Source organism: Campylobacter concisus, assembly GCF_002913945.1.
Lineage (GTDB): Bacteria > Campylobacterota > Campylobacteria > Campylobacterales > Campylobacteraceae > Campylobacter_A > Campylobacter_A concisus_P.
Genome location: NZ_POZK01000011.1, coordinates 1 through 15012, shown reverse-complemented (window position 1 = coordinate 15012; position 15012 = coordinate 1). Strand labels below are relative to the sequence as shown.

Here is a 15012-nt window from a genome sequence, read left to right as displayed (position 1 = left end):
TTTACGCCTTTAAATTTTTTAGAATTTTTGCTGGCACTAGGTTGCTCACATCGCCGTCGTGGCGCAAGACTGAGCGGACGATCGAGCTTGAGATGAAGGCGTTATTTAAGCTTGGCATAAGATAAACCGTCTCAAATTCATCCCAAAGTGCAGCGTTTGCATAGCCGATTTGTAGCTCGTACTCGAAGTCACTAACCGCGCGAAGCCCCCTGATGACGGTATTTATGCCGTGCGATTTAGCAAAATCAACAAGCAAGTTATCAAAGCCAAGAACGCTTACGTTTTTTAGCTCGCAAACTGCTTCTTTTGCCATTTCGATGCGTTTTTCGTGTGCAAACATCGGCTGTTTGCTGTCACTTTTTGCGACTGCGACGATTACCTTGTCAAAAATTTTTGTTGCCCTTATGATGACGTCTAAATGGCCGTTTGTGATGGGATCAAATGTACCTGGATAGATGCAAGATTTTTTCAAATTTGCCACCTTTTGTAAAGATTATTTTCAATTTTTAAAACATCAAGCCACTTGCCAATGATGAAATTTTCCATATCATGAAGGCTCTTTATGCCTGCGTAGTAGCCTAAAACTGGCGGTGCGATGATAGTTCCAAGAGATGAGAGAAGCTGCATCTGAGAAAGCGTGATCGTGGAAAACGGCATCTCTCTAACTCCCAAAACTAGCCTTTGCCTCTCCTTTAGCGCGACACTTGCGGCCCTTGTGATGAGCGTGTCGCTTATGCCGTTTGCAACTTTTGCTAGCGTGTTGGTAGAGCAGGGCGCTATGATTATAGCATCCGTGCCAAATGAGCCTGATGCTGGGCCCGCGCTAAGGTCTTGATCATCATAAATTTTCACGCCAAGATCATTTAAATTTAGCTTCAAATTTTCTTCAGCCTCCAAAACCTTCATGGCATTTTTACTAACTATGACGTGCGCCTCGCAACTATCTTTGGCAGCCTTGACAAGCTTTAAAAAGAGTCTAGCCCCGCTTGCTCCAGTGGCTGCAAAAACTATCTTTCTCATCTTATTATCGCCTGTCCTTTGCCAGAAACCGTGGCTTCTAAAATTTTATTATCCTTTGTTCTTATCTTTATCATATCGCCTAAATTTCCATCCTCAAGTGCCTTTACTTCAGCGATTATATTAACGCCACCTTCAATCAAAACTGCATTTATCATATCGCCTTTTTTTACAAGGCTAACGGCGTTAAACTGGCGTTTGGTTAAAATTTCACCACTTTTTATCTGCACTTTTGTTATAAGAGCCAAGCTATTTGAGCTAGAAAGTGCATCTTTTGGCCATTTGCCAAACTCAATCATCGTTGGCTGATAGTCAAGCAGGCTTAAAATATGGTTTGTATTCATTGAATTTATTGCTATGAAAACTGGCATTTTGGCGTTAAAGCTAAATTTAAAATAAAGGCTTTTTAAACTTAAATCAACATCCTCAAATGAGGCTCTAAAGACGCCTTTTTGGCTATTTTGATCGCTTAAAAATATATTTTTTAGGACGAGCTCTTTAAAATTTGCTGGAAGTTTATTTTGTGGACTGATGCTAAGATCACTTATGCTGATACCAGGATATTCATCGCTAATTGATCTTAAAAATTGCATTTGAATCTCATCCATGATATAGCAGTTTTTTACAAAAACTACGCTTCCGCCGCTTTTATCTTTATATGTTTTAAAATTTGAAGTTAAAATTTCATAGAGTCTTTTGCTGTCTATCTTGGCCGCTCTCATGCCCTCTAAGTTTAAAATTTCGTTATCTTCGCCGTCAAAGCCGAGCGTGCGAAGTGAAATTTGATCATTTATGATGCAATACATCGGATAGATGCTGACTTCATTTGCAAAAAGTTTTGTTGAAAATAAAAAAATGAGTAATAAAAAGATGGAGCGGGAAACGAGATTCGAACTCGCGACCCCAACCTTGGCAAGGTTGTGCTCTACCCCTGAGCTATTCCCGCAATCAAAATGAAGTCCGTATTTTAACAGATTGTTTTTCATTTGTCAAGGATTATGGAAGTTTTATTAGTGAAATTTCATCATTTTTCAAAATTTCACTTTGATCTGGGCTAGTTATCAACACAAAATCACTCTTTAATATATGTTTTATCATGCCTGAGCCATATTTTCCACCGTCAGTTGCTATAAATTTACCATCAGTTACATTGCCAAAAACCGCATTTGCTCTGCCAGATTTTACCTTTAAATTTTCACCATTTACTGCTTTTTGCGTCACAAAACATTCGTCTTTTAAAAGTGGTAAAACAAGCATCATTAGGCATAGATATGCTGCCATTGGATTTCCAGGGAGCACAAAGACAAGCTTGCCATCTTTTTCATAAGCCTTGCAAGGTCTGCCAGGCCTTATGTCAAGATGTGAGAAAATTTCGCTGTATCCAAGCTCACTTAGAGCTATTTTCATAAAGTCGGCCTCGCCAGCGCTTGCTCCGCCAGAGCAGATAACAATGTCGTAGTTTGCAGCGTTTAAAAATGCCTTTTTTACGGCGCTTAACTCATCTTTTATAATGCCAAGATATGAGCTTTTTTGACCTATGGAGCTTAAAAGTGCGGTGATGCCAAAGGCATTTGCGTTGTAAATTTCATCTTCGCTCGCTCTTTGCCAAGGCTCGATGATCTCGTTTCCGCTTGAGTAAACTGCAATGCTTGGCTGCTTTTTTACATCTATAAAGCTTATGCCCTGAGCCGCTAACATCATCACGCTTCTAGTGTTTAAAATTTCACCACTTTTTAGGAGAATTTCGCCTATTTTTGCCTCTTCACCTTTAAAGCGGTAGGCATCACCTTTTTTAAGCTTCTCTGGCGCTTTTACAAACTCGCCCTCAACGATGCAGTCTTCAAACCTCATGACCGTGTCAGCACCCTTTGGCATCTTAGCACCTGTCATTATCTTCACGCACTCGTTTTTGCTGATAGCTAGCTGCTCTTTGTCGCCTGCAAAGGCGCTTGCGATGATCTTATAAGACTCATCTTTTTCATCAAATTTGACTGCAAATCCATCAAGTGCTGAGTTGTCAAAGCAAGGCAGATCTTTGACGGCCATCACATCATTTGCTAATGTTTTACCAAGAGCATCACTAAGAGGTAAAATTTCACTCTCATTTTTTGGTTTAAATTTAGCTTTTAAAGCCTCAAGTGCCTCATTTACTAGCATTTTTACTCCTCAAGCCTAACGATTTTTGCCCCAAGGCTTTTAAATTTCTCTTCCAGCCTCTCATAGCCTCTATCGAGGTGGTAAATTCTATGCACCAAGCTCTCGCCATTTGCGATGAGAGCGGCTAGTATTAGGGCTGAGCTAGCTCTAAGGTCAGTTGCCATCACGTCTGCTGCATTTAAATTTGCAGGGGCGTAAACGCTTGCGATGTGGCCATTTAGGCGGATGTCAGCGCCCATTCTAGCTAGTTCACTGACGTGCATAAAGCGGTTTTCAAAAAGTCTCTCATCTATTGTGCTAACACCGTTTGCCGCAAGGCAAAGTGCCATAAACTGGGCTTGCATGTCCGTAGGAAAGCCAGGATATTCAGTTGTTCTTATCTCTACTGGTTTTATCTCTTTGGCTGGCAATATCGTGATCTTATCGCCTTCTACTTCGATGATAAAGCCCATCTCTTCAAATTTGTTTAAGATGGCTGTCATATGCGCAGCATTTGCATTAGTGACTGAAATTTTGCTATTTGTTATGGCGCCAGCGCAAAGGTATGTGCCAGCCTCGATCCTATCTGGAATTACTTCGATATCGCAAATTTCAAGTAGTTTTTGACCGCTACCAGTGATCTTTAGTTCGCTTGTGCCGATGCCTTCGATCTTTACGCCACTACTTGCTAAAATTTCACAAATTTGCACTACTTCAGGCTCAAGTGCGACGTTAAAAAGTTCTGTCGTGCCGTGTGCTAGAGCTGCTGCCATGATGATGTTTTCGCTGCCAGTTACAGTGATCTTGTCAAAAACGATCTTTGCACCTTTTAGTCCATTTGGTGCTGTTGCGACGACATAGCCTTGCTTTATTTCGATATTTGCTCCCATTTTTTCGAGTGCATTTAAATGCAGATCAATAGGTCTTTGTCCGATCGCACATCCTCCAGGTAGGCTCACTTCGCAGTGTCCAAAGCGCGCTAGAAGCGGACCAAGCGTCAAGATAGAAGCGCGCATCTTTCTAACAATGTCGTAGTTTGCCGTTGTCGAATTTACACTGCTAGTGTCGATAATTAGCGAGTTTTCATCTTTAAATTCACACTTTGCTCCTAGATTAGTTAGCAGTTGGCAAAGCGTTTTTATATCAGCGACATTTGGGATATTTGTTAAATTTACACTTTTTTTTGCAAGTAAGGTTAGGGCGATGATCGGTAGAGCAGCATTTTTAGCACCGCTTATTTTTACTTCGCCACTTAGTTTTGCATTTCCTTTTATCTTTAAATAGTGCATCATTGTTTTTTTTGCCTTAAGAAAATATGTTTTTTGCCGATATTATATTGCTTTTTAACTTAGAATAAAGAAAGCAAAGCACTATTTCCGGTTCATTTACGTTTAAAAGTTAAAATTGCAAATACTAAAATTTTGGATATAAATATGTCAAATTCAATAAATAAAAAAATCTTTTTTATTCTTAGCATTATATTTTTTACAGGTTGTTCTTTTACCTCTAATCAACCGACAACTCCGCAAAATGAAACAAATCAAACCGTAACTTCAAGTGTTGATTTTAGCGAGCAAATGATTGGTGAAATCATAGATGAAGATAATGATAGAGAAGATAAAAAATTTGGTTCTTTTTTTAAAAAATACATAAATACAAGAGCTGGCGGTGATTGTTCAGGATTTGTTTCTATCGTAAATGCAAAGTATCAAAATATGTATTTTGATGAAAAGACAATAAATCGCTACTACGATAATGGCGGCAGAAAGTCAAAAGCGATCTATAATTTTTATGAAAGTAAAAATTTAATTACTCATAAAAATCCAAAAATAGGTGATCTTGTATTTTTCTCAAATACTCTTGGTAAGGGCGTTCAAAAAAATAAAGATAAGAAAAATATCACTCATGTTGGCATAGTTACAGCTGTGCTTGGCGATGAGACGGTAAAATTTATACATAATTCTGGCGGAAAGATAATTCATAGCTATATGAATCTAAAACAAAAAAATGTGCATCTAAAAGGAAATCAAGAGATAAATAGCTACCTTGTAAGATGCTCAAATTCAAGTTGCTTGGCAGCAAATAGATTTGCTGGATATGGCAAAGCAAAATAAATCAGAAATTTTTACTAAAAACCTTTTAAAACAAATACTAGGCTCAAATTTTAAGCATTATTTATATAAATTTACACTTGTAAATGTAGATTTAGATAAAGAGAAAATATGAATTTTTTTGATGAAATTTGGAAAATTTTAAATGAAAGCGAGATTGGGCTTAAGTTTTTAAAATTTGAGCTGTTCTTTGAAAAATTTAAAAAAGATTTTGATATAGATTTTGACGAAAAGTTAAAACCAAATCAGCTAACAAGTCCTAGCTATGCTCCTTTTTGCGATGTCATTAGTATGAAAGAGCTAAACAAAAAGGTTAAGCCAAAAGACAAAAATTTAAATTTCATTCACTCAGTCGCACATATTGAATTTAGCGCCATTGACATCGCGCTTGATGCTTGTTATAGATTTAGAGGGCTGCCAAGGGAGTTTTACGAGGACTGGCTGGAGGTGGCTGAGGATGAGATCAGACACTTTTGTATGATAGAAAATTTACTATTAAAACAGGGCGGCAGATATGGCGAACTAAGCGTGCATGATGGCCTTTTTATTGCACTTCAAAAGACTTCAGATAGCCTCACTAGCCGAATGGCATTGCTGCCAAGATATATGGAGGCAAATGGCCTTGACGCAAATGCTCATATCATCAAAAGACTAGAAGGCGAGGGTGGCAATGAAGAGCTTATAGAGTGCCTAAAAGTCATTTTAAAAGAGGAGGTTTCTCACGTTTGTAAAGGTGATAAGTGGTTTAAATTTGCTTGCAAAAAAGAGGGTATCGATGAGAAGAGCTACTTTGATATTATTTTAAATCTATATCCAAATTCCTTTAAAAATGTTAGAGAGATCAACGAAAAAGACCGGCTCAAAGCAGGTTTTAGTGAAGAAGAGCTTTGGCAAATAAAGAATTTCTCAAAGGAGAGATCATGAGTAAAATTTATTTCATAAGGCACGCAAAAGCGGTCGAAGAGAACAAAGATAGCGCAAAAGATGCTTTAAGAGAGCTTAGCCAAAAAGGAAAAGATGATGCAAAATTCATGGCAAGCAGGCTAAAAATGTACGACGTAATGCCAAAGATCATCTACTCAAGTAGCGCCAAAAGATGCGAACAAACAGCAAAAATTATCGCAAAAATTTTAAAACTTAAAGAAAAATCTATAGAGATAAAAGATGAACTTTACGATATAAGTTTTGAAAATCTTTTGGAATTTGTAAGAAAATTAGACAAAAATTTGGACGAAATTTTTATCATTACGCATAATCCCAGCATAACTGAAATTTGCGAGTATTTAAGTGACTCATCAATCGATAATATCCCAACTTCAGGAATTTTTTGTATCGAGTTTAGTTGTGAGTTTAAAAATTTAAAAGAGGGTAGTGCAAAAGCTTTATTTTTTGACCATCCTAAAAAACATCAAAAATAGTTTGCTCGTGTTCTTGCACACAAGCAAACTTTGGCTTAGTTTTATTTTTCGAAGATGTTATTATACGAAGCGAAAATTTCCTCGCTAAGTTTTTCTACCTTTTTAAACTCTTCAACAAAATATTTTAAATTTTGCTCGCTATAGCCTTTGGCTGATTTCTCAAGCAGACTTTTTATTTCATTGTTTAATAGTGCTGTCATCTCTTTTGACTTGGTAAAATTCTTGCCAAGCTTATGGTCTTTTATATTTTCGTTTTCATACCAGTTTGTTAGGCTTTCGGCTAGTTTTTCTACCTCTTCGCCATAGCCTTGCTCGTTTATCACATCAGAATATGCTCTAGTTTTATAAGCTATTTGTAAAATTTTTGCGATTATGGCAAAAGTTTTATTTTCAACATATTTTGATGTTTGAGCGGTATTTTGAGCATTGATATTAAACTCACTTAGCACCTTTTTGAAATTTTCAACATTTTGTGTAGTTAGCTTAGAAATTTCATCTATCTTTTTAGAATTTTCGTCTATGCCATTTACTTCTTGCTGAAGTGTTTTTATGTTTACTTCGATATCGCTTGCAGCTTTTTGTGTATTTTCGGCTAACTTTCTAACCTCATCAGCAACAACGGCGAATCCACGTCCATGCTCTCCTGCGCGAGCGGCTTCTATTGCTGCGTTAAGAGCTAGTAGATTTGTTTGATCGGCGATATCTTTTATTAAATTTAGCACAGAGCTTATCTCAGAAGCTCTAGTACTTAGAATGCTTGCAGTATTTGTGCAGCTCTGCACTAGATCGTCAAGTTGTCCCATGTTTTGACTAAGTACTACGATATTTGACATATTTTCTTTGGCTACTTGTGCGGTTTGGCCGGCATCTACTGCTGTTTGGCTTAGGTTTTTGATGCTTTCGTTTAGATCATCCCTTACCTCATTTATGCCACTTATGCCATTTCCAAGCTTATCAAGTTCACTTGAAAGGATACCTCTAACCTTGCTTTTTTGACCATCTTTTATGCCTGTTACACCTTTACTCATAGATATGGCGTTTCGTTTAAATGAACCCCTAAATCCTTCGGTAAAAATATTTCGGTATGTTTTTGAGTTTTGGGCAGCTTGGATAGAAGTAGAAATTTCACGCTGAAGAGCTTCAACTTGGTCTAGTAGATCATTTATGCCAAGGGCTATTTCATACATATCGTCTTTTTCGCTAATGTTTACAATGCGAGGCTCTAGTATGCCATTGCTTGCTGATTTGATAACATTTAAAATTTCGTTTATTGCATTTGATTTTTTATTAAACATCTTTAAAACCTTTGCAAGTTATTTACAAATTCATCGTAGGTTGTTGATTTTTCCTCAAGGAAATTTAACAGATACTTTTTAGATGCCTCGATACCGCCATCACGCTCTAGCTCAAGTAGTTTTGCATAAAGCGGTTTTATAACCTCTATCGCTTTTGGATTTGGTTTACGTCTAACAGAATAATATCCAACTACATTATCTTGTTGATCTAAAGAGGCGGTGATATTTCCAAATACCCAGTAGTATCCGCCATTAAGAGTTTTATTTTTAATAAAAGCAAACATTTCTTCTTTGTTTTGTATACGTTCCCAAAGTAGCTTGAAAATAACTCTTGGCATATCAGTGTGTCTTATTATATTGTGCGGTTTTCCCAAGAGATCACCTTGTTTTACTCCTACGATATTTAAAAAAGGCTCGTTGCAATAAGTGATCCTTCCTTTTGTATCCGTTTTTGAAACTAAAAATGCGTTCTCATCAACGCCATATTCTCTTTCTATAGGCATTTTACTCCTTTAAATGTTGATTTAATTTTTAACAGCTTTTGCCATATCCCACATTGGCATAAATATACCAAGGGCGAGCAAAAGCACCATAGCTGCGATAAATATTAGTAGTATCGGCTCAATATAGTTTGAAATATTATCAATAATATCATTAAATTTCACTCTATAATAATCAGTAACTTTTTGTGTCATGTCATCTAAGCTACCACTTTGTTCGCCAGCACCTATCATCTGTATAAGCATACCCTCATAAAGCCCAGTTTGCCTAAAGGCCTCGGTTAAGCTTATGCCACGACCAACCAGTACTTTTACAGCAGTTAGCTTATTTCTTATGTCTTGATTTGAAACAGTTACAACGGCAGTATCTAGCGCATCAGCGATAGGAAGTCCTGCACGAACAAGCTCTGTAAATATTAGATTAAATCTACTCATATTTGCAAAAAATATTATCTTACCTACAAGATAGACTTTTAGTAGGTATTTATCGACCTTATCCCTAAAATTTTCATCATTTGAATATTGCTTTTTTAGCAAAAAAGCAAATGCAATAAGAACAACTATTATATATATGCCGTAATTGCTCATTATGTATTCAATGTTTAGTAAAATTTTAGTAGGAAGAGGTAGGTCGGCATTAAGCTGGCTAAAAATTTCTCGAAATTGTGGAACAACTGATGTCATAAGCACAATAAAAGCCAAAATTATAGAGCATATTACGGTTATTGGATACCTTATAGCTTTTTTAAATTTTTGCTGGTTATCCCAGACTTCTTGCAAGATAGAAGCGAGCTTTGATAATGCATCAGCCATGTTACCAGTACTCTCTCCAAGCCTTACCATGGCAACAGTGACATCGCCTAGCTCTTCTTGAAAATTTTCTATACTTTGAGTTAAACTTGCACCTTGATTTAGGTCTTCATCTAGCGTTTGAAATATTGTTTTTAGCCTTTTATCCTCGGTAGCATTTGCTGTCTCTTTTATGCCGTCATGTATTGATATACCAGCATTAGTCATAACGCTAAGTTGCCTTATGGTAGCAACAAGAGCTGGAATTTTTACTTTTGAAGAAGAGAATATTTTGTTAAATTTTTCTTGCAAGTCTAAAAAATCATTGTTGATACTTGAAACCTGAGTTTCTTTTATCTTTACTATCATACCTTGAATATTTGCACGATTTTTTACATCATTTTTGCTATTAGCCTTTAAGCTCATCTTTTGGCGTTTGCCATCTTTTATATATTCTATTTCGTAAAATTTCATATCTTGGCAACTCTATATACTTCTTCGATTGTTGTTACACCATTTGCTGCGCGTATAACGCCATCATGGAACATATCTATAAAGCCTTCGTCATAGGCAGCCTTTTTAAGCTCTTCTTTTGAAGCGTTATTTGCTACGATACTTGCTATATGATCGCTGATAGATAATATTTCACTTATCATTTCACGCCCTAGATATCCGGTTTGTGAGCAGTGTTGGCAACCTACGCTTTTATAAAACTGATAATCTTCAGGGAGAAATTTCTTAATCTCATCAAGAGCTTTTTGAGATAGCGTGACTTTTTGTTTGCAATACGGGCAAAGCTTTCTTACAAGCCTTTGAGCCTCAATGCAAACTAGTGCACCACTTACTAGATATGGCTCAATACCCATATCAACCATACGAGGTAAAGCGCTAATAGCATCATTTGTATGAAGTGTAGAAAAAACCAAGTGGCCAGTTAGTGCCGCTTGAATTGCGATCCTAAGCGTCTCTTGATCTCTGATCTCACCTATCATAATAATGTCTGGATCTTGCCTTAAAATAGAGCGAAGAGCTGAGATAAAAGTAAGCCCAGCCTTCTCATTTACATGTACTTGTTGGATCATATTTAGCTGATACTCGACCGGATCTTCAACGGTAATAATCTTAGTTTTTACACTTTTTATATCATTTAATGCACCGTAAAGTGTAGTCGTTTTTCCTGATCCTGTCGGACCAGTAACTAGTATGATGCCATAAGGCGCTTTCATGCTCTTTTTAAATTTAGCAAAGTTATCTGGATGCATACCAAGGTCTTCAATGTTTATGATAACTTTTGATTTGTCCAAAATTCTTAAAACTATGCTTTCGCCGTTTAAAATAGGTAGCGTAGAGATACGAAAATCGTACTCTTTGTCTAAAATTTGAGCTGAAAATCTACCATCTTGTGGGCGGCGGCGCTCCGCGATATCCATATTTGAAAGTAGCTTCATACGGCTTACCATCGGCGGATAGATATCTTTATCAAATATAAATGTCTCACTTAGCATACCATCTATCCTGCTTCTTACGATGCAGTTTGTCTCAGTTGGCTCAATATGAATATCGCTTGCTCTGCTTTGAATAGATGTTTTTAAAATTATCTCAATTAGCTTTAAAATTCCAGAGCTTTCTGTGCTTTGCCCTTGGCTACTGGAGCTTGAAAGCTCTTTTCTGATCTCTGTAATGACGTCTTTTATACTTTCATTAAGAGCTATTTTATTTATATATTTTTCTATCTGGGCTGGATCGGCACAAGCTACTTTTAATAGCTTTCTGTTAAATAAATTTTGAACTTTATCCTGAATGATCACATCAAAAGGATTTTTAAAAGCAACATAAACGCTTATCTCATCTTCTTTTACGGGTATGGCGTTATATGATTTTAGCTGTGAGGTGCTTAGCTTTTCACTGATACGGTAGTCGATATCTATATCATCAAGATCAAAAAATGTAATTTTAAATTTATCACATACATATTGAATGAAGCGCTTTTGATCTATCTGAAGACTAGTCGAAATTTCATCAATGTCAGTGTGTCCTCTTCTATAAATATCAGATAGAATTTCAAAAAAAATCTCTTCTTCTAGCATATTTTCTTCAAGCAAAATAGCCAAAAGACTTTTTTCATTTATCTTTTTTATCTCTATAATCTTTAAAATTTGCTCATCATTTAGTTTATTAAGTTGCTCTAATGTTTTTAGCGTTAAATTTTCTAAATTATTCATCTCTTCTCTTTATCTATACTCAATCTGCGAAGTAAGATCGTCATTTTTAAAAATTTTTAAAATCATTTTTGCAAAATTTGAGCCAACGATTACACTAAGCTCATATCTTGTATCTGAATTTGGCTCTTCAAAAATAAATACGCCAAGCTCCTCAATGTATTCTTTTTTGACAAATTTATCAAATATAAATGAAAGAATGTAATCGCTCTTTGGAAGTCTAATATAGCTTATATCAGCCCCATCCAAGATAGCATGAAGCAATAGCTTTTTTTTAAGCAATATGTCTGCAAAATATGCTGCATTCTCTCTTGAGCTTTGCGTTTTTGATAGTTTGCTTGCTGGAAGAGCGAGCCTATCTATATCATTTGTTTTTAAACAAGATATGCCAAAGATATTAAGAAATTCTTCATTTTGTGAATCTTTTAAAAGATCTTGTATTTTTTGATTACAAATTTTAGGATATTCGGCTTTTTCAAAATAACTTTTAATATCAGCCGTTCCAAGCGCAAAGGCATTTAATGATAAAAATATAATAAGCAAAAATTTCACAAGGTATCACTTTTTATCTTATTTATTAGCTCATTTATCTCGGGCTTATTTTTATTTTTATTATATTCTTCTAATGCATGCAATGCGTCATCTTTTTGCTTTAGCATATATTTTGCCTTAGCAAACATGACCCAAGACTCCTCAATGCTACTATCTAAATTATTTGCCGACAGTGCCCATTTTATAGTGTCGCTATATCTTTTATCTTGATAGCATTTTCTTGCTATTTTAAGGGCGATTTCTGGATTTTTATTTTTATTAAAATTTTCTTTTAGCATAGAAATTTCATTGTTTTCACTTGAAATTTGAATATCAATTTTTGGCTTTGCCTTTGGTTCTAGTTCTATTATCTCTTCATTTGGTAGAGGCTGTTCATTTTGTATATTTTCATTTTCAGTTGGTAAATTTAGTTTTAGCCAACCGCCACCACTTCTTTGTTTTTTATCTGATGCCTGCTCTTTATTATCTTCATTTAGCTTTATGGATTGTTCTAGCTTTTTAGCTATTTTCTCAGCGAGCTCATCTTGTTTTTTATCTGATTCAAACCTCTCTTTTGCCTGCTCGCTTTTTTGTTTGCCATCTTCTAAAATATTTTTGCTGATATTGGTTTCAGCAAAGGTTATGTTTTTTTCTTTTATATCTGTTTGTATTGTCAAATTTTTCTCAATTAAAGCTGGAGTAATAGTTGTCTCTTTTTTGTTTTTAGCATTTGAGAAAAATAAAAAAGCACCACCAAAGATAAAAGCAATTAGCAAGATTGTAATTATTAAAAGACCTAGCTTTTTATGTGATAACAATTTTAAAAGACTATTTTTATTCTTTTTTTCGTACTCTTCATAGAGCTTTTCTAGTCTTTGAATTTCTTGTAATTCAAGCATGAATTATTCCTGTATCAAGTGCAGACATTGTCAAAATTTTAATATTTGCATCCTCGCTACTTAATTTTGATGGCTGATTTTGTTCGTAATATTCACAAATTTCATAAAATTTATACATAATTTTATTTAGTGTGCGCAGATTTCCACAACAAAGCTCATAGGCTTTGTCATAGTCTTTTTTCTGAAAATTTAGGTATTTATCGTAACCCTTTTGTCCTATTTTTCTTTGTAAATAGACTATGATTTCATTCGTGTTTGCACTTCCAAGCTCTATACTCTCCCAAATTCTAGTTTGAAAATAGTCCTTTGCTAACACATCTTCATTTTCAGTTTTATGAATCGTAAATAGAAATTTAAATAATCTTGTATCGGCCATTAGCCTTATTTTTTCGATCAATTCAGTAGGATAAAGTTGTGCTTCATCTAGGATAACAACTATTTGGTTTTGTAAAATTTCATCTTTATTTTTAAATTCTTTTGAGTAGTGTGCGACAAAACTTTCAAAATTATTTATATTATCAAGCTTATTTCCGTATATATCTTCACAAAGAGCTTCTATAAATGTAGCCTCGCTAAAAAAAGGATGCGGGAAAAAAATTAATTTTTTGTCCTTTTGAAGATCAGAGGCTATCTTGTTTAACAAAAAAGTCTTTCCGCTACCAGGCTTACCATAAAAAAGTATAAGCTTTAGTGGCTTTTTTAGAGCCGAGACGATCTTATTGTAACAAGTGATTGAGTTATCTAAATTAACAAAATCAGCTACTTCGTCTTCGTTGATAAAGATATCTTTTATATCCGTATAAATATTCTTGTTATTCATAGATCGTTTTAGAAAAACCTAAGTCTTTTAATGATTGATTAAGTGGCTTTTTTTTGTCAAAATCAACTACATGAGGAGTGATGACAAAGATAAGCTCTGTTGTTTTTATATTGTCTCTTGTACTTTTAAAGACGCCACCTATAAGTGGGATATCAGAAAGAAGAGGTACGGAAGTATTATTTTTACCCTTTGTCTGGCCTATTAATCCACCAAGAATAATAGTATCACCGCTATCAACTTGAACAACAGTTGATAGCTTCTTTTGCACCGTATCTGGAGCAATCTCTCTTAACGCATTTTGTCTTGTATCATCTTCAGCGTATTTAAAGTTACTAAGCGATGGATTGATTCGAAGCATGATTTTGTTATTATCAGAGACTTCTGGTAGTAAATTTAATAATATGCCTATAAAAACAGAGTATTGTTTGTAGGTAGTCGTTAGCCTATCACTATTGCTGTTTCCATTGTCAGTTTTTTGTTGAACACGGTAGTTTATGTTATCACCAACTGAGATTAGTGCTTGCTGATTATTAAGTGTTGTTACTTTTGGGCTTGATATAACCTTTGTCTTTCCATTTGTCTCAAGAAAATTTATCATTCCATCAAGGCTAAAATTTAAATTAGCTGCAATATTTAATGTACGTCCAAATCCATCACTTAGGCTATTGCCTTTATTTGTCCAAGTAGCACTTGAGCTAGGATTATTTCTTGAATTACCAATGTATGTATTAAACCCAAGTTCAAATTTACTCCAGTCAACGCCTTGTTTGTATTCATTATTTAACTCAACTGAAATAATGGAAACATCAATAATTACTTGTTTTTTTAGTCTTTTTTGCATTTCATCTATATATTTTTCGACACGCTTAAGTTGAGAAGGAGTGGCCGTAACAGTGATAAGGCCTGCGTTTTGATTTATGATAGGATCAGGTGCTGTGATATGTTCGCTACTATTATTTAAAATAGCTTTAAGCTCAGCATCTAGTTTTTCCCAAAAGTCAAACCTCTCAGTAGTTTTTATAAGGTTGCTTGAGCCTTGAGAGCTATCATCTTGGGAATTATCGCTACTACTTGAACCACTAGAAATTTCAGATGGAGTGGCATCCACTGAAGCTTGGGTGACAGCAGTTCCTTCTCTAATAGAAGTTATATAATCTAGTTTAAAAATTTGAGTTTTTAAAGATGAAATTTTTAATACATTATTTGAAAACTCGTAGCTTAAATTTTTCTCACTTAAAAGCAGGTCAAAAACTTCGCTAAGACTCATATTTCTGATA

The 15012-nt window shown here is 35.1% G+C and carries 16 protein-coding genes and 1 tRNA gene; 3 read left to right on the top strand and 14 right to left on the bottom strand.

The annotated features are described in order from the left end of the window. Position 1: 1 nt before the first annotated feature. The 6 genes from coaD to murA form a co-directional block, all read right to left on the bottom strand. Positions 2-472 carry a pantetheine-phosphate adenylyltransferase gene (gene coaD / locus CYP64_RS02145; RefSeq protein ID WP_012001782.1) on the bottom strand — a complete coding sequence of 157 codons (471 nt, stop codon included), beginning with the start codon at positions 470-472 and terminating at the stop codon, positions 2-4. Beyond that, positions 469-1020 (bottom strand): UbiX family flavin prenyltransferase, encoded by a 552-nt coding sequence (locus tag CYP64_RS02140; RefSeq protein ID WP_103648503.1) that lies wholly within the window; start codon positions 1018-1020, stop codon positions 469-471. The genes coaD and CYP64_RS02140 overlap by 4 nt, the downstream gene beginning before the upstream one ends. Next, positions 1017-1823, bottom strand: a complete 807-nt coding sequence (flgA, locus tag CYP64_RS02135) for a flagellar basal body P-ring formation chaperone FlgA (RefSeq protein WP_103648502.1) — start codon at positions 1821-1823, stop codon at positions 1017-1019. Before flgA ends, CYP64_RS02140 begins: the two co-directional genes overlap by 4 nt. Before the next feature lie 65 nt (positions 1824-1888). Next, positions 1889-1963 (bottom strand) — tRNA-Gly (locus CYP64_RS02130). Between the two features lie 50 nt (positions 1964-2013). Next, positions 2014-3174 carry a molybdopterin molybdotransferase MoeA gene (locus CYP64_RS02125; protein ID WP_103648501.1) on the bottom strand — a complete coding sequence of 387 codons (1161 nt, stop codon included), beginning with the start codon at positions 3172-3174 and terminating at the stop codon, positions 2014-2016. A 2-nt stretch (positions 3175-3176) separates the two neighbouring features. Then, complete coding sequence (murA, locus tag CYP64_RS02120; RefSeq protein WP_103648500.1) at positions 3177-4445, bottom strand: UDP-N-acetylglucosamine 1-carboxyvinyltransferase; 1269 nt, start codon at positions 4443-4445, stop codon at positions 3177-3179. 141 nt (positions 4446-4586) lie between these two features. Here murA and CYP64_RS02115 point away from each other — a divergent pair, with 141 nt between their 5' ends. From CYP64_RS02115 to CYP64_RS02105, 3 genes are all read left to right on the top strand, one after another. Further along, on the top strand, positions 4587-5267 hold the full coding sequence (locus CYP64_RS02115) for an NlpC/P60 family protein (RefSeq protein ID WP_103648499.1): 681 nt from the start codon (positions 4587-4589) through the stop codon (positions 5265-5267). A gap of 108 nt (positions 5268-5375) precedes the next feature. Then, complete coding sequence (locus tag CYP64_RS02110; RefSeq protein ID WP_103648498.1) at positions 5376-6188, top strand: ferritin-like domain-containing protein; 813 nt, start codon at positions 5376-5378, stop codon at positions 6186-6188. Next, positions 6185-6682 (top strand): SixA phosphatase family protein, encoded by a 498-nt coding sequence (locus tag CYP64_RS02105; protein WP_103648497.1) that lies wholly within the window; start codon positions 6185-6187, stop codon positions 6680-6682. The genes CYP64_RS02110 and CYP64_RS02105 overlap by 4 nt, the downstream gene beginning before the upstream one ends. A 41-nt stretch (positions 6683-6723) precedes the next feature. Here the strand turns inward: CYP64_RS02105 and CYP64_RS10470 are convergent, their stop codons facing one another. From CYP64_RS10470 to mshL, 8 genes are all read right to left on the bottom strand, one after another. Next, positions 6724-7485 carry a methyl-accepting chemotaxis protein gene (locus tag CYP64_RS10470; RefSeq protein ID WP_440130141.1) on the bottom strand — a complete coding sequence of 254 codons (762 nt, stop codon included), beginning with the start codon at positions 7483-7485 and terminating at the stop codon, positions 6724-6726. A gap of 494 nt (positions 7486-7979) precedes the next feature. After that, positions 7980-8480 (bottom strand): PAS domain-containing protein, encoded by a 501-nt coding sequence (locus CYP64_RS02095; protein ID WP_103648495.1) that lies wholly within the window; start codon positions 8478-8480, stop codon positions 7980-7982. A gap of 21 nt (positions 8481-8501) precedes the next feature. Then, entirely contained in the window at positions 8502-9740 is a 1239-nt protein-coding gene (locus tag CYP64_RS02090) for a type II secretion system F family protein (RefSeq protein ID WP_103648494.1), read from the bottom strand. After that, positions 9737-11488, bottom strand: coding sequence for a GspE/PulE family protein (locus CYP64_RS02085; protein ID WP_054196613.1), 1752 nt, complete (start codon positions 11486-11488; stop codon positions 9737-9739). The genes CYP64_RS02090 and CYP64_RS02085 overlap by 4 nt, the downstream gene beginning before the upstream one ends. 9 nt (positions 11489-11497) lie before the next feature. Next, complete coding sequence (locus tag CYP64_RS02080; RefSeq protein WP_103648493.1) at positions 11498-12037, bottom strand: hypothetical protein; 540 nt, start codon at positions 12035-12037, stop codon at positions 11498-11500. Beyond that, on the bottom strand, positions 12034-12915 hold the full coding sequence (locus CYP64_RS02075; protein WP_103648492.1) for a transformation system protein: 882 nt from the start codon (positions 12913-12915) through the stop codon (positions 12034-12036). The genes CYP64_RS02080 and CYP64_RS02075 overlap by 4 nt, the downstream gene beginning before the upstream one ends. Beyond that, positions 12908-13735 (bottom strand): ATP-binding protein, encoded by an 828-nt coding sequence (locus CYP64_RS02070; protein WP_054196616.1) that lies wholly within the window; start codon positions 13733-13735, stop codon positions 12908-12910. Before CYP64_RS02070 ends, CYP64_RS02075 begins: the two co-directional genes overlap by 8 nt. Continuing rightward, positions 13728-15012 (bottom strand): pilus (MSHA type) biogenesis protein MshL (gene mshL, locus CYP64_RS02065; RefSeq protein ID WP_103648491.1); only part of this gene is annotated, 1285 nt, incomplete at its 5' end. The genes mshL and CYP64_RS02070, both read right to left, overlap by 8 nt.

Bases quoted from the DNA above. Each gene is read 5' to 3' on its own strand.
- murA (WP_103648500.1), bottom strand. From the start codon at position 4,445: ATGATGCACTATTTAAAGATAAAAGGAAATGCAAAACTAAGTGGCGAA.
- flgA (WP_103648502.1), bottom strand. From the start codon at position 1,823: ATGTATTGCATCATAAATGATCAAATTTCACTTCGCACGCTCGGCTTT.
- CYP64_RS02085 (WP_054196613.1), bottom strand. From the start codon at position 11,488: ATGAATAATTTAGAAAATTTAACGCTAAAAACATTAGAGCAACTTAAT.
- CYP64_RS10470 (WP_440130141.1), bottom strand. From the start codon at position 7,485: ATGGGACAACTTGACGATCTAGTGCAGAGCTGCACAAATACTGCAAGC.
- CYP64_RS02070 (WP_054196616.1), bottom strand. From the start codon at position 13,735: ATGAATAACAAGAATATTTATACGGATATAAAAGATATCTTTATCAAC.
- CYP64_RS02125 (WP_103648501.1), bottom strand. From the start codon at position 3,174: ATGCTAGTAAATGAGGCACTTGAGGCTTTAAAAGCTAAATTTAAACCA.
- CYP64_RS02110 (WP_103648498.1), top strand. From the start codon at position 5,376: ATGAATTTTTTTGATGAAATTTGGAAAATTTTAAATGAAAGCGAGATT.
- CYP64_RS02105 (WP_103648497.1), top strand. From the start codon at position 6,185: ATGAGTAAAATTTATTTCATAAGGCACGCAAAAGCGGTCGAAGAGAAC.
- CYP64_RS02115 (WP_103648499.1), top strand. From the start codon at position 4,587: ATGTCAAATTCAATAAATAAAAAAATCTTTTTTATTCTTAGCATTATA.
- CYP64_RS02140 (WP_103648503.1), bottom strand. From the start codon at position 1,020: ATGAGAAAGATAGTTTTTGCAGCCACTGGAGCAAGCGGGGCTAGACTC.
- CYP64_RS02075 (WP_103648492.1), bottom strand. From the start codon at position 12,915: ATGCTTGAATTACAAGAAATTCAAAGACTAGAAAAGCTCTATGAAGAG.
- CYP64_RS02095 (WP_103648495.1), bottom strand. From the start codon at position 8,480: ATGCCTATAGAAAGAGAATATGGCGTTGATGAGAACGCATTTTTAGTT.
- CYP64_RS02090 (WP_103648494.1), bottom strand. From the start codon at position 9,740: ATGAAATTTTACGAAATAGAATATATAAAAGATGGCAAACGCCAAAAG.